The sequence below is a fragment of the Acinetobacter haemolyticus genome, from assembly GCF_003323815.1.
GTDB lineage: Bacteria > Pseudomonadota > Gammaproteobacteria > Pseudomonadales > Moraxellaceae > Acinetobacter > Acinetobacter haemolyticus.
On sequence record NZ_CP030880.1, the window covers coordinates 1,678,936 to 1,693,150 of the forward strand.

At 37.5% G+C, this 14,215-nt stretch carries 13 protein-coding genes; 9 read left to right on the top strand and 4 right to left on the bottom strand.

Annotation, left to right across the window (positions count from 1 at the left end; translation table 11 throughout):
- Window positions 1–30 precede the first annotated feature (30 nt).
- From rpsA to pyrF, 4 genes are all read left to right on the top strand, one after another.
- Window positions 31–1,713 carry a 30S ribosomal protein S1 gene (rpsA, locus tag DS737_RS07695; protein WP_004639293.1) on the top strand — a complete coding sequence of 561 codons (1,683 nt, stop codon included), beginning with the start codon at window positions 31–33 and terminating at the stop codon, window positions 1,711–1,713.
- A gap of 157 nt (window positions 1,714–1,870) precedes the next feature.
- Window positions 1,871–2,173 (top strand): integration host factor subunit beta, encoded by a 303-nt coding sequence (locus DS737_RS07700; RefSeq protein WP_004639292.1) that lies wholly within the window; start codon window positions 1,871–1,873, stop codon window positions 2,171–2,173.
- A 15-nt stretch (window positions 2,174–2,188) separates the two neighbouring features.
- Window positions 2,189–2,548: a lipopolysaccharide assembly protein LapA domain-containing protein gene (locus tag DS737_RS07705; protein WP_004639291.1), complete on the top strand. Its 360-nt coding sequence runs from the start codon at window positions 2,189–2,191 to the stop codon at window positions 2,546–2,548.
- A 33-nt stretch (window positions 2,549–2,581) separates the two neighbouring features.
- Window positions 2,582–3,262, top strand: coding sequence for an orotidine-5'-phosphate decarboxylase (gene pyrF, locus DS737_RS07710; RefSeq protein ID WP_004639290.1), 681 nt, complete (start codon window positions 2,582–2,584; stop codon window positions 3,260–3,262).
- Here the strand turns inward: pyrF and DS737_RS07715 are convergent.
- Complete coding sequence (locus DS737_RS07715; protein WP_004639289.1) at window positions 3,259–4,176, bottom strand: lysine exporter LysO family protein; 918 nt, start codon at window positions 4,174–4,176, stop codon at window positions 3,259–3,261. The genes pyrF and DS737_RS07715 overlap by 4 nt on opposite strands.
- A gap of 47 nt (window positions 4,177–4,223) precedes the next feature.
- Window positions 4,224–5,738 (bottom strand): flavin-containing monooxygenase, encoded by a 1,515-nt coding sequence (locus DS737_RS07720; protein WP_113997234.1) that lies wholly within the window; start codon window positions 5,736–5,738, stop codon window positions 4,224–4,226.
- A 155-nt stretch (window positions 5,739–5,893) separates the two neighbouring features.
- Here DS737_RS07720 and DS737_RS07725 point away from each other — a divergent pair, with 155 nt between their 5' ends.
- From DS737_RS07725 to DS737_RS07745, 5 genes are all read left to right on the top strand, one after another.
- Window positions 5,894–6,913, top strand: a complete 1,020-nt coding sequence (locus DS737_RS07725) for an AraC family transcriptional regulator (RefSeq protein WP_113997235.1) — start codon at window positions 5,894–5,896, stop codon at window positions 6,911–6,913.
- Window positions 6,914–7,031: 118 nt separating this feature from the next.
- Window positions 7,032–8,177 (top strand): cell division protein ZapE, encoded by a 1,146-nt coding sequence (gene zapE / locus DS737_RS07730; protein WP_004639286.1) that lies wholly within the window; start codon window positions 7,032–7,034, stop codon window positions 8,175–8,177.
- A gap of 294 nt (window positions 8,178–8,471) precedes the next feature.
- Window positions 8,472–10,634, top strand: coding sequence for a malate synthase G (locus DS737_RS07735; protein WP_005090373.1), 2,163 nt, complete (start codon window positions 8,472–8,474; stop codon window positions 10,632–10,634).
- A 135-nt stretch (window positions 10,635–10,769) separates the two neighbouring features.
- Window positions 10,770–11,390: a 2OG-Fe(II) oxygenase gene (locus DS737_RS07740; protein WP_004639284.1), complete on the top strand. Its 621-nt coding sequence runs from the start codon at window positions 10,770–10,772 to the stop codon at window positions 11,388–11,390.
- 80 nt (window positions 11,391–11,470) lie between these two features.
- On the top strand, window positions 11,471–12,133 hold the full coding sequence (locus DS737_RS07745; RefSeq protein ID WP_005090374.1) for an SOS response-associated peptidase family protein: 663 nt from the start codon (window positions 11,471–11,473) through the stop codon (window positions 12,131–12,133).
- A 72-nt stretch (window positions 12,134–12,205) separates the two neighbouring features.
- Here the strand turns inward: DS737_RS07745 and DS737_RS07750 are convergent, their stop codons facing one another.
- Together DS737_RS07750 and DS737_RS07755 are read right to left on the bottom strand one after the other, a co-directional pair.
- The gene (locus DS737_RS07750) at window positions 12,206–12,670 is read right to left on the bottom strand and encodes a MarR family winged helix-turn-helix transcriptional regulator (RefSeq protein ID WP_004639282.1); all 465 of its coding nucleotides are present in this window, start codon (window positions 12,668–12,670) and stop codon (window positions 12,206–12,208) included.
- Window positions 12,671–13,352: 682 nt separating this feature from the next.
- Window positions 13,353–14,213: an alpha/beta hydrolase family protein gene (locus DS737_RS07755; RefSeq protein WP_113997236.1), complete on the bottom strand. Its 861-nt coding sequence runs from the start codon at window positions 14,211–14,213 to the stop codon at window positions 13,353–13,355.
- Window positions 14,214–14,215 lie beyond the last annotated feature (2 nt).

Here is a 14,215-nt window from a genome sequence, read left to right on the forward strand (position 1 = left end):
TCCAAGACCGCGGACTTTATCAGGTATATCATGACCGAATCTTTTGCAGCCCTCTTTGAAGAAAGTGAATTAAACCTCAACGTTGAAAAGGGTGCAGTCATCCAAGGTACTGTTGTTAGTATCGATTCTGACTGGGTTACTGTTGACACTGGCCTTAAATCTGAAGGCGTTGTTGATCGTGCTGAATTTTTAAATGAACAACGTGAACTTGAAGTTCAAGTTGGCGATACTGTTGACGTAGTTGTTGAAGCGCTTGACAACGGTATGGGTCAAACAGTTTTATCACGTGAAAAAGCAAAACGTGCTGAAACTTGGACTAAACTTGAGAAAATCTTTGAAGACGGCGAAATCGTTACTGGTGTTATCTCTGGTAAGGTTAAAGGTGGTTTCACTGTTGACATCGGTCCTGTACGTGCATTCTTACCAGGTTCTTTAGTTGACACTCGTCCTATTCGTGACACAACTCACCTTGAAGGTAAAGAGTTAGAGTTCAAAGTAATCAAACTTGATGCTAAACGTAACAACGTTGTTGTATCTCGTCGTGCAGTTATGGAAGCTGAATCTTCAGCTGACCGTGAAGCATTACTTGCTCAACTTGAAGAAGGTCAAACAGTTACAGGTACAATCAAGAACCTTACTGATTACGGCGCGTTCGTTGATCTTGGCGGTATTGATGGTCTTCTACATATCACAGATATGGCTTGGAAACGTATCAAGCACCCATCAGAAGTTGTTGAAGTTGGTCAAGAAGTTACAGTTAAAGTACTTAAGTTTGACCGCGAGCGTAACCGCGTATCTTTAGGTCTTAAGCAATTAGGCGAAGATCCATGGTTAGCGATCATGAGCCGTTACCCTAAAGGTTCTATCGTTAAAGCACGTGTAACAAACTTAACTGATTACGGTTGCTTCGCTGAAATCGCTGAAGGCGTTGAAGGTTTAGTACACGTTTCAGAAATGGACCACACTAACAAAAACATCCACCCATCTAAAGTTGTTCAGATCGGTGACGAAGTTGATGTTATGGTTCTTGAAGTTGACGAAGAACGTCGTCGTATTTCATTGGGTATCAAACAAACTCGTGCTAACCCATGGGAAGAGTTTGCTAAAGCACATGAAAAAGGCGAAAAAGTTTCTGGTACAATCAAGTCAATCACTGACTTCGGTATCTTCATCGGCTTAAACGGTGGTATCGACGGTTTAGTTCACTTGTCTGATATTTCTTGGAACGAACAAGGCGAAGAAGCGATTCGTCGTTACAAGAAAGGCGACACAGTTGAAGCAGTTATCTTGTCTGTAGACGCTGAAGGTAACCGTATCAGCCTTGGTATCAAGCAATTAAACAGCGATCCATTCAATGACTTCTTGGCTGCGAATGAGCGCGGTGCTTTAGTTAAAGGTACTGTAACTGCTGTTGATGCTAAAGGTGCTACAGTTAAATTAGCTGATGACATCGAAGCAACACTTAAAGCTTCTGAAATCAACCGTGACCGTGTTGAAGACGCAACTAAATTCCTAGAAGTGGGTCAAGAAGTTGAAGCTAAGATCATCAACGTTGATCGCAAATCTCGCTCTATCAACTTGTCTATCAAAGCGAAAGACGAAGCTGAAGAGAAAGAAGCTGTGAACAACGCTCGCCAAGCTGCTGCGACTCAAGCTGCAGAAAGCAATGGTCCTAAGACTATTGGTGACTTAATTAAAGCTCAAATGAAGTAATTTGTTAAAAAGTACGTTTCTTGTAACAGAGATGTACTTTTTTATACAAAAATACTGTAAACGGTAGCGTAGTAATCATGTACTGCGCTACCGTTTTGTATTTAAACAGGTTATTATTAAAAACACTGAGAAGTAGCAATAATTAAAGAGGTCATCAATGACTACTGAAGCACTTAATAAATCTGATTTAATTGAACGGATTGCACTTAAAAACCCACACTTAGCAGAACCTTTAGTTGAAGATGCTGTTAAAATTATGATTGACCAAATGATCGAAGCTCTTTCAAATGGTGATCGTATCGAAATACGTGGTTTTGGGAGCTTTGCTTTACACCATCGTGAGCCACGTTTAGGTCGTAACCCAAAAACAGGTAAAGCTGTTGATGTCGCAGCGAAAGCTGTACCACATTTTAAACCAGGTAAAGCCCTTCGTGATGCAGTAAACGAATCTGGTCAATAAGAATTTGAGGTGTTTATGCGTTATGTATTAATTGCATTACTCGTTGTCATCTTTGGTTATTCACTTGCCTTGGTGCTTCAAAACCCAACTGAGCTACCAGTTGATTTATTGTTTACTCAAGTTCCAGCAATGCGTTTAGGTTTATTGCTTCTATTGACGTTAGCATTAGGCATTGTGGTTGGACTGCTCTTAGGTGTTCAGGTTTTCCGCGTTTTCCAAACGAATTGGGAAATTAAAAGATTGCGTAAGGATATTGATCATCTTCGCAAAGAACAAATTCAACTTGCACAACAAGCGGCTGCTGATGCTGCTGCAAGTGTAAGGCACGAAAAAACTGTATTGGATATTACCAATGAAAATAAAAGCCCATTATAATATGGGCTTTATTTTTATCGGGAAGAAAAGCTCTTGAGTATTATTGTTGCCCTAGACGCAAAAAGCCAATACGACGCTCTGACGATTGTGGAACAACTTGATCCTACTTTATGTCGAGTTAAAGTAGGCAAGGAGCTTTTTACTCACGAAGGACCTGCTGTTGTTAAAAGCTTGCATGATAAGGGTTTTGAAGTTTTTCTTGATTTAAAGTTTCATGATATTCCAAATACTACAGCACAAGCTGTATGCGCGGCTGCTGATTTAGGGGTGTGGATGGTGAACGTTCACGCATCTGGCGGTCGTAAGATGATGGAAACTTGTGTGGAGCGTCTTAAAGCAGGAAATTATCAAACCCAATTGATTGCAGTTACTGTTTTAACTTCGATGGGTCGTGAAGACTTGCGTGATATAGGTTTAGATATTGAGCCTGTTGAGCAAGTGCAGCGTTTAGCTAAACTCACTCAGGAAAGTGGTTTGGATGGTGTGGTTTGTTCAGCGCAAGAAGCAAAAATTCTTCGTCAAATGCTCGGCCAAGACTTTGCATTGGTTACTCCAGGAATTCGTCCAGCAGGATCAAGTGCTGATGATCAAAAGCGTATTGTGACACCGAAACAAGCGATACAAGATGGTTCTACTCATTTAGTAATTGGTCGCCCAATCACTAAAGCAGAGAATCCGACAGCGATGCTAAAATCGATTTTAGCTTCAATTTAAAATTTTAAGTTTAAAAATAGACTGATTAAGAGTGGCGCGAGCAAGGATAAAATTAATCCGCTCATCATGGCGTGTGGTACGTAATGCGTGCCACATGATTGTTTAACCATTGCTAAAGTTACATCCATCGACGTTGCGCCTGCACTAGAAATTGCTGATCGTGGAAAACGCCAGCCTAAACAATACATCAATAGAATTGCAAAAATCTCTCTAAATAAATCAGTAAGCAGCGCAATGCCACCAAGTTTAGCTGAGTGTAATTCAGTAAACACAATTCCTGACATTGAATACCAACCGTAGCCCTGTGCTAATGCGAGAACTTCGTTTAATTTATAGTGATCTGATAGAATAAAATAGTTAAAGATAGAAGCAAGACAAGAACCAATAATAGCAGCAACAGGAACAAGCAAAATTTTCCAACTTAACCAACTGCGATCAAATTGGGTAAAGGCGAGTTCGATACCGATTAAGAAGATAAAAATAAGTAATAGATACCAACTGTTGAATGGTATATGTACATCAAAATTTTTGATCAATAAGCCTATTGCAACACCTATTGCAAGTGCCAAAAATGCTTTAGCGATATTTTTCAATGCATTTAAAAACAAGCGTAATGATATTTTGCCTTGAACACTTTGGCGATCAATCAGTTTATAAGTAAATAAACAAATAAAGAAAGCACCGATAGATGTTGTAAATGCAATCAGTAAAGCTGGCGGAAGAATAGCGACAGGATTTTCAATATGATTGAGGGCTTGAGTTAACTCAAAAGCTACACTGATCAATAAAATATAAGAAAAATAAGGAAGAATTTTAAAAACAAGTTGTTTTATCTGGAAAGATAAGTGAGGGGCAATAAAGTAGCCTAATGAAATTACGATAAATATTTGGAGAATCAGAATAAGAGATTGCATAAAAAAAGCAGGTCACGAATAACCTGCTTATTATGAAGAATTATTGCTTAAGCTGCATCGACTTTTGTATCAATTGCTGTACTGATAAAATTGTAATCCGCAACATTCACCTTGCGGGTTTCTAACCAATATTTCCAAGTATACGTTGGCCACAAAGAAAAGTTTTTACCATCCGCAGCTTGATACCAACTGCTACATCCACCGGCTTGCCATACTGTGCCTTTGAGTTGTTCTTGTACACGTTGGTTGAATTGGTCTTGAACTTCTTGTTTGACTTCAACTGCTTGAGTGCCTGTTTTATCAACTGTTTGAATCAATTGTAGAATGTAGTTTACTTGTGATTCAATCATAAAAATCACAGAGTTATGGCCAAGAATTGTGTTTGGACCTAAAAGCTGGAAAAGGTTAGGGAAGTTTTTAGTTGCAACACCATAATAACTCTCAGCGCCATCTTTCCAAGCTTGTTTAAGCTCAATGCCATTTCGACCCACACAGTCAAAATGTTTTAAGTAGATACGTGGGTCCGTAATAAAACCTGTACCATAGATCAAACAGTCAATCTGACGCTCTTTACCATCTTTGGTGATAATGCCATTTGCTGTGATTTCTTGAATACCATCAGTTACTAGTTCAACATTTTTACGGTTAAACGTAGGGAAGTATTTGTTTGAAATCAAAATACGTTTACAACCCATAACAAAATCTGGGGTAAGCTTCTTAGCTAAGGCTTTGTCTTTGACTTGGAAACGAATAAAGGCTTCGGCAAGTTTTTGACCATATTTCATAATTTGTGGTTGCACAATTGGTACAACACGTGACTCGTTGCTCCAGTACAAACGACTACGATGAATTTGACGATAAATATTTGAAGCTTTAAATAACGATTTACTTAGTTTTGAATATTTACGTTCATCACGTGGAATTACCCAGGCTGCTGTACGTTGGAAAACATAGAGTTGCTTAACCTCAGGTGCAATCTCTGGAATATATTGAATAGCACTACCACCTGTACCAATCGATGCAACTGATTTTCCATTTAAATCGTAATCGTGTTCCCATTTAGATGAATGAAATACTTTACCTTTAAATTTCTCAATGCCTTTGATATGTGGAATTTGTGGAACATGCAATGGACCAGAAGCAAAAATTACGAATTGTGCTTCTAGTGTTGGTTGGTCTTTAAAATCTAGAGTCCAAACATTACGGTTTTCATCAAATTCAGCATGTGTTACTTCATGATTAAACTTGCAATAATCCTTTAATTTGTATTGCTCTGTAATATCCTGAATATAACCAAAAATTTCATCTGCTTCGGCATATCGCTTGGACCAATCTGTCTTTGGCGCAAAGGAAAGAGAATACATATGTGATTGGACGTCACATGCAGCACCAGGATATTGGTTTTCTCGCCATGTTCCACCAACATCGTTGGTTTTTTCTAAGATAACAAAATCATTGATTTGACTTTGCAACAAGCGAATCGCCATAGCTAAACCACCAAAACCTGCACCAATAATCGCAACTTTTGTTTTTTGAATAGCATTTTTGGTTACATCACGCATAGTCTACGTCCTACACAGCTAAATTTTGTGCAAGTTTAACGGTTTTACCAAGATTAAATATGATTGTATAGACGTAAAACTTGATCATTTCGGCAATTCATTTAGCTATTTTTTTATAGTACAACATTAAAGTTTTGAGAATTAGATTTAGAATTATGAAAAGATCTATCCTCGGATTGATGTATTTGATTCAAGGCATGCGTCATGTTGGAATAGATGTGGATACACGTTTAGCCCAAATGGGAATACATGCTGACGCTTTAGATCCAAGTTCAATCATTGCGGATGAGATTGAGTGGGATATTCTGCAGCATATTAGTCAAGATGTTTCACCTGAACAAGGTTTGTTTATTGGTCAGCATTATGCATTAGCAGGTTATGGTCCATTTCTTATGCTTTTGGTGACCAGTAATACTTTAGAAAAAGCTTTGCTAAACGGAATCCGATTTCAACAGCTCACACATCTATTTGGTTCTTTAAAATTAGATATTCAAGAAGATTTTATTCATTTGGCATATCAACCGATTGATCTCGAAACACATTTGGGGCATTTGAGAGCGCAGTGTGAAATCTCGGGAACCTATAAATTCCTACAAGATATTTTTAAAATGATGGGATTAGAGATTCCTAAAATAAAGATTGAATTACCCTTTAAAAGGCCAAAAGATTTACACTTGATCGCTTCCTACCAAGATTATTATGGTGTGGATGTGAAGTTTGGTTGCGAGCAAGCTGCATTTATGATGGAGAATACACAACTTTTAGAAACTAAAATTCCATCTGCGGATATCCTGACCTATCGAATTTATGAAGAAAAATGCCTATCCGATTTGGAGCTGTTAGAGAAGGTCGCGCATTTAGATGTGACAATAGTTGATTATGTGGAAGGTTATCTCGAATTGCAAAATGGGGTCATACCGACCATGTCTGAGACAGCATGCGCACTCAAAATTCCTGAGCGAACGCTAAGGCATCAATTGCAGCAAATGCAGACCAGCTATAAAGAAATCCGTGAAAGGCTTATCAAGAAAAAGGCAATAAAATTTATTGAAGCAAGTACATATTCAGTTGAACAGATTGCAGAAATGTTGGGTTATTCTGAACCTGCTGCCTTTAATCATGCATTTAAACGATGGTTTGGACAGAGTCCTCGACAGTATAACCGAAATCATTAAATGATTAAAAATGGAACATTATGATGTTTAAACTACATGATAATTAAGCCTAAAATCTAATGTCTTTGAACTCAATGTTCGATATAATTTTTCTCAATTAAAATTGTAATAACACCTTATGTTAAATTCTAAGCCAGACTCGCATAGCACTGCATACATTCCAACATCACCTGCTGAGCGTTATGCTCAAGCACTTGAGTCAGGACAGTTCATGCCTGATGAAGCACAAGCTCAGGCAGTTCAAGAGCTAGATCGCGTGTGGAAAGAGTTGCTCACCCGTTATAAAGCATCAAAGAAAGCGTTTAGACGATTCCGTCGTCAAACCTATCCGAAAGGTGTTTATATGTGGGGTGGTGTAGGACGTGGTAAGACATGGTTAATGGATCAATTTTATGAGTCAGTACCATTCCGTCGAAAAACACGTATGCATTTCCATCACTTTATGCAACATGTACATAAAGAGTTAAACAAACTTTCAGGTCAGCGTAATCCTTTGGATTTGGTCGCAGATCAAATCTACAAAAATGCAGTGGTGATCTGTTTTGATGAATTCTTTGTATCGAATGTTACAGATGCAATGATTATTAGTGATTTATTCCAGAAGTTGTTTGAGCGGGGCATTACTTTAGTTGCTACCTCAAATATTGCTCCTGAAGGTTTGTATAAAAACGGGATTCATCGAGATCGTTTCTTGCCGACAATTGCATTGGTTCAGAAAAATTGTACCGTTTTGAATGTTGATGCTGGTATCGATTACCGTTTACGGGTATTAAAACAAGCACAGTTGTTTAAGCATCCGCTTGGTAATGATGTGCAGGCATGGATGGCTGAGCGTTTTAGCGCTTTAACCCAAACACAAGTACAATCAAACTCTCCGATTATGATTAACAATCGTGTTGTTGAGACTTTGGGGCATACTGAAGACGTATTGTGGTGTGAGTTTTCTGAACTATGTTTTAAACCGCGTAGCCCAGCTGATTTCATCGAAATTGCAAACATATACAATACTGTTTTAGTCAGTAATGTACCGCATTTGACGGATTTCTTATCTGAAGGGACACGTCGCTTTATTTATTTGGTCGATGAATTCTATGACCGTGGGGTAAAGTTGTTATTAACCTCAGAGGATTCGATTATTGATTTATATAAAGGCGATAAATTAGCATTTGAAATTGAACGGACACGTTCAAGATTACTTGAAATGCAGTCAGATGATTATTTAAATTCTGAGCATCGACAAATACAAATTGCAAAAACTTCATGATTTAAAAAAGGCATTCTTCGGAATGTCTTTTTTTATGAATTTAAGTAGAGAGCACTTTATTCTTGCTTGAATTTTGTTATAACTAGATAGGTTTGAACCTTGAATAAGGGTGATAACACTAAACAGTAAGGACATAAGACATAAGCTTTTCCCAGAACAAGAAATTTAATTTTTGTCAATACTACATGTTGGGAAAATGCTTACTATTTAGGAATGTGATATTACTATTCAGGCTAGTATAAATCGGTATACTAGGTTTCTTGTTATAAAAAGTTAGCACCATCAGGAAAGACAATGACTGTACGTATTCAACAAGGCAAGCTAGCGATTGCTAAAGAACTTTACGATTTCATCGAAAATGAAGCTTTACCAGGTTCTGGTTTAGATAGTGAAACTTACTGGAAAAACTTCGAGCAAGTCGTTGTTGATCTTAGTCCAAAGAACAAAGCGTTATTGGCTAAGCGTGAAGAGCTTCAAGCTAAAATTGATGAGTGGCATCGCAATAATAAATTTGAACTCAATGCATATAAAGCATTCTTAACTGAAATTGGTTATTTAGTGCCAGAAGTAGAAGATTTCAAAGTTACAACTGAAAATGTTGACGAAGAAATTGCTTTATTAGCAGGGCCTCAGTTAGTGGTACCTGTACGTAATGCACGTTACTGCTTGAATGCTGCAAACGCTCGTTGGGGTTCATTGTACGACGCGCTTTATGGTACGGATGTAATTTCTGAAGAAAATGGTGCGGAAAAAGGCAAAGGCTATAACCCAGTTCGTGGCGACAAAGTTATTGCTTTTGCAAAAGATTTCTTAAACCAAACCTTCCCGTTGGCGCAAGGTTCGCATGCAGATGCAACAAAATATGCAGTTGATCATAATCGTTTAGTTGTAAGTTTAAAAGATGGCTCAACTACGAGCTTAGAACATGAAGCACAATTTGTTGGTTTTAATGGTGAAGCTGCCAATCCAACAGAAATTGTTTTATTAAATAATGGCTTGCATGTTATTGTTGACATCGATGCAAATAGCCCTGTAGGTAAAACAGATGCAGCTGGCGTGAAAGATTTAACGCTTGAGGCTGCGATCACCACTATTCAAGATTTAGAAGATTCTGTTGCAGCAGTTGATGCAGAAGAGAAAGTCGAAGGCTATCGTAACTGGTTAGGCTTGATGAAAGGTGACTTACAAGAGTCAATCGAGAAAAATGGTAAAACCATTACTCGTGCTTTGAATAAAGACCGCACAGTTCAAAACTTAATTGGTGGTACGACTACTTTACATGGTCGTTCATTAATGCTTCTTCGTAATGTGGGTCACTTGATGACAAACCCAGCGATCCTTGTAGATGGTGAGGAAGTATTTGAAGGGATCATGGATGCTTTAGTTACGCCATTACTTACAATTGCTGATATCCGTGGCCAAAACGAGAATCACAACTCTCGTAAAGGTTCTATGTACATCGTAAAACCAAAAATGCATGGTCCTGAAGAAGTTGCTTTCGCAGTTGAATTGTTTGAGCGTGCTGAACAAGCGCTTGGCTTACCAGCTAAAACACTCAAAATCGGTATCATGGACGAAGAACGTCGTACCTCAGTGAATTTGAAGAACTGTATCGCTGCGGCTAAAGATCGTACAATCTTCATTAACACAGGTTTCATGGACCGTACGGGTGATGAAATCCATACTTCTATGGAAGCTGCGCCAGTTGTACGTAAAGAAGCAGTTAAGACCCAGAAATGGATTGCTGCTTATGAAAACCGTAACGTTGCGATTGGTTTAGCATGTGGTTTACAAGGTAAAGCTCAGATTGGTAAAGGCATGTGGCCAAAACCAGATAGCATGAAAGATATGTTGGCGACTAAGACTGCACATCCAAATGCTGGTGCAACTTGTGCATGGGTTCCATCTCCAACGGGTGCTGTACTTCATGCGTTGCATTACCATCAAATCAATGTAAAAGCGCGCCAAGATGAATTGGCTGCGGAAGATATGTTGACACTTGATGACTTGTTAACTCCACCATTTGCACCTGAAACAAATTGGACTGCAGAAGAGTTAAATAATGAGCTTGAGAATAACTGCCAAGGTATTTTAGGTTATGTTGTTCGTTGGGTAGATTTGGGTGTGGGTTGTTCGAAAGTTCCAGATATCAACAACGTTGGTTTGATGGAAGATCGCGCAACATTACGTATTTCTTCTCAACATGTTGCTAACTGGTTACGTCACGGTATCGTAACACGCGAACAAGTTGAAGAAGTGCTTAAGCGCATGGCTGTGATTGTTGATCAACAAAATGCCAATGATCCATTGTACACGCCAATGGCACCGAACTTTGATGGGATTGCATTCCAAGCTGCTTCTGACTTGATCTTCAAGGGTGCTGAGCAACCATCTGGTTATACAGAGCCATTGTTACACGCTGCTCGTTTAAAACTTAAAGGGTATACAGGTGACTAATTTCGATTAGTTTCTGTGAATCTACAAAGACTCTTCAATTTTGAAGGGTCTTTGTTTTTATAGCTTCAACATATAAAAGCAAACCAAATTTTTGCTATAATTCTCTTAATTTGATCATTTAGTCGAAACTTAACGATGTCACAAATTTTAAAATTAGATGCTTTACAACAAGCACAAGTTTCAACCTCTCCGTATCCATATTTTGTAGTAGAAAACTCTATTGTCGATAGTGAGGTAATGGCTGTAATTCAAGACTTCCCAAAAATTGATCAAGGTGGAAGCTATAATATTGAAGATGTTGAAATCAAACCTAATTTTGATCGTTTCTTAAAGTCTCTTGACACCAAAGAGTTCCGTCAAATCTTAACTGAAAAATTTGATGTGGATGTTATGGAACATCCAATGATGATCACATTACGTGGTTATTCACGTCAAAAAGATGGTCGTATTCATTCTGATTCTAAGACTAAGCTGCTCACTATTTTGATTTACTTAAATGAGTCTTGGGATGCACCAACTGGCCGTCTTCGCATTTTAAATGATGAAAAAAATATGGATGACTATGTTGAGGAGATTAATGCTGGCCCGGGTACTCTGGTTGCATTTAAAGTAACTGATAATGGCTGGCACGGATATGTTCCTTATGAAGGGCAGCGTCAGTCGATTCAAATTAACTTTTTGACAAGTGATAAAGCCAACGCTAAGCATCGTTTTGTACATGGTTTAAGTGCGAAATTGAAAAAGTTATTTAAATAACCTGTTAAGAAAATTAAAGGAGGTAAAGATACCTCCCTTTTAAAACATATTTTTATTGAGATTTATTTAATCATCATAGTATGTGTGCCAACTATAAGCCTTTAACACTCGAACAAGCGAAGCAACTTGAATTGCCATTGATCCCGTTTGACTATGTGGATGAAGTTTATCCAAGTTATAAAACACCTTTGCTATTTCAATCAGAACAGAGCTTAGAATGGCGAGATGTACTGTTTGGGCTTGTACCTAAATGGTCTGAAGACACCAATATTGCCAAACATACTTATAATGCACGGCATGAAACCATTTTTCAGAAACCTAGTTTTCTTGAAGCAGCATCAAAATGCAAATTTGGTGTTATTCCTGTTGCTGAATTTTATGAAAGCAAATATATCGACGGTAAACCACAGCGTTGGGGAGTACGTCGAAAAGATGGTCAAGCATTTTATATTGCAGCACTTTACGAAATACGCAAATTAAATGATCAAATTGTGCGTTCTGCAACGATGTTGACTATGAATGCGATTGATCATCCTATGATGAAAGAGTTTCATGAACCCGGTGACGTTAAACGATCCGTCGTTGTCATTCCACATGATCGCTTGAATGAGTGGCTTAGTTTAAAACAACCTAATCAACTTAGTCGTTTTATGTGCGGATTTCCAGTTGAGGAGTTTGAGTGCTCACATGTACCAAAAATAAAAATAGAAAAGGTGACACCTCAGTTGAATATGTTTGATTGAAGAAAACAAACCCGTATATAAATGACAAAGGCTTCATGATTGAAGCCTTTGTTTATTCATAAAGAAAAACCTTTAACGAGCAAGATTTTTAAACATGTGTCTCAAAATTTCCATGGTTTTTTCAATTTGCAGTGGTGTCAAACCATCAAATGATTGCTCTAGAATGACTGAAGTTAAATCATTAATTTTGATGATCATCTCTTTACCCTTGTCGGTGAGATAGACACGAGTAATACGACCATCTTCATTACAAGAGTAGGTCTCGATGTAACCTTCATCTTTTAAGCGATAAACAATTTTGGTTGTTGTCGACATTTTTGAGATGACCATATCTGATAGTTCAGATACGCTTGCATGAGGTTTAACATCTAATGCGATGAGAATACGACGACGTGAGTTGTCTAAGCCATATTTCTTAAGTACGTTATCGATGTTTTGTACGTACTGTGCATTTACTTGAGAAATCCAATAGTAAGGAAAATCTTCTAGCTTAAATGAATCGGCTGTAGGTAAAAAACGCGCATATTTCTTTGTCATTTCCCTCTTTCCCCCATGCTTTTATGAAGAGCGATATAGCGTAACGCTTAGATTCCATGAAATGTCTACAATTTCATTGCTAAAAACACAAGTTTCATAGCAGGTCGTTGATAGCCAATCTCTTTAAAGATAATGATGTAATCATCTTAATCAATAACAAAGGGAATTATCACAAAATTCACATAAATTTGTAATGAATGATGAATTCACCAAAGTAATTTAATTCAACGATATTCCAACGACTTCGCATTTCTGCTCATTTGTAGAATAAACGTATTGTAGAAAAAAAATACGCATTTTGACGTGACTTTTTTATAAAAAATTCTGTCTAAAATGTCATAAAAATACAAAATCAATATATTTAATAAATAAATAATCATTAAAAAACTAAAAAATACAGAACTTTGTATTAAACAACTGGTTGAAAAATATAATCCAGAAATATTGTGAAACAGTTGAATAAGGACATTCTTTATCACACTTCCACTTTTGGTGGCTTAATAAAGTTTTCTAGAGTGAATTTTTGTTAAGTATTTCTAATCAAAACTATATTTTTATAAATATTTCTAACTTATGAGTTGAGTTATCAGGATTGCTTTATAAGCTAGAGACTCAAAAAACGCATCTAAACAGGATTACAGATTTAGATGCGTAAACAGGAAAATAGTTTGTAGAATTGAACCTATATATGTAATTCGTTTTCAATTAATGACCATAGTTTTTGATGTGACTTTTTAAACATCAACATATGCCCAATTTGCTTATAGCCGTGCTTTTGTGGGTTAAGCTCAACAAGCTTGGTTTTAGCATTTGGGTATAAGCGAAGTAAATCTTTGACATTGGTATGGGTTGCAATTTCATCATCACTGGCCCAAAAAGAAGTGATAGGGCACTGAATTTCTTGGTGATAATCTTCGGAAATACTTTTTCCAACTGCATTCATAACATAGCCAGGTTTACTGCAAAACTCAGCCCATTGTTTAGCAACATTTTTTGGTAGATTTTCTCCCATACCAATAAATTGAGTTGCTCCATATCCTTTAAATAGACTTGAAATAGGGAAAATTACATTAAACATTACTGGTGCGAGTAATTTAGTTTTACCTTTCAGACCTTTAATGTGTCCAGTAGAACCAGCGATAGCCAAAACTTTTGCTACTTTATGGTAGTTCGGCGTAATGCCCAGTAATTGCCCTCCAGCGCTGTGTCCAACAATAATCACTTTTTCTGCATTTGTGCGCTTTAATAATGTTTCAATGGCAGCAGGAATATCTAGCATTCCCCAATCATTAATGCTGGCTGTTGAATCCTTTAGTGCACCATGTAAGGATTCACCGATCCCCCTAAAATCAAAACTGAGGACGTTATAACCTTGTTGGCTTAACCATTCTGCAAAGGGATGATAAAAGGTTTTGGTAATACCAGTTGCAGGGCAAATTAAGATAGGTAGTGCGTTGATGTCCTTTTGTTGAGCAGGATAGAATTGAGCAGCAAGTTGATAGCCATCTTTACAACTTATCCAAAATGATTCAAATGTTTTCATCT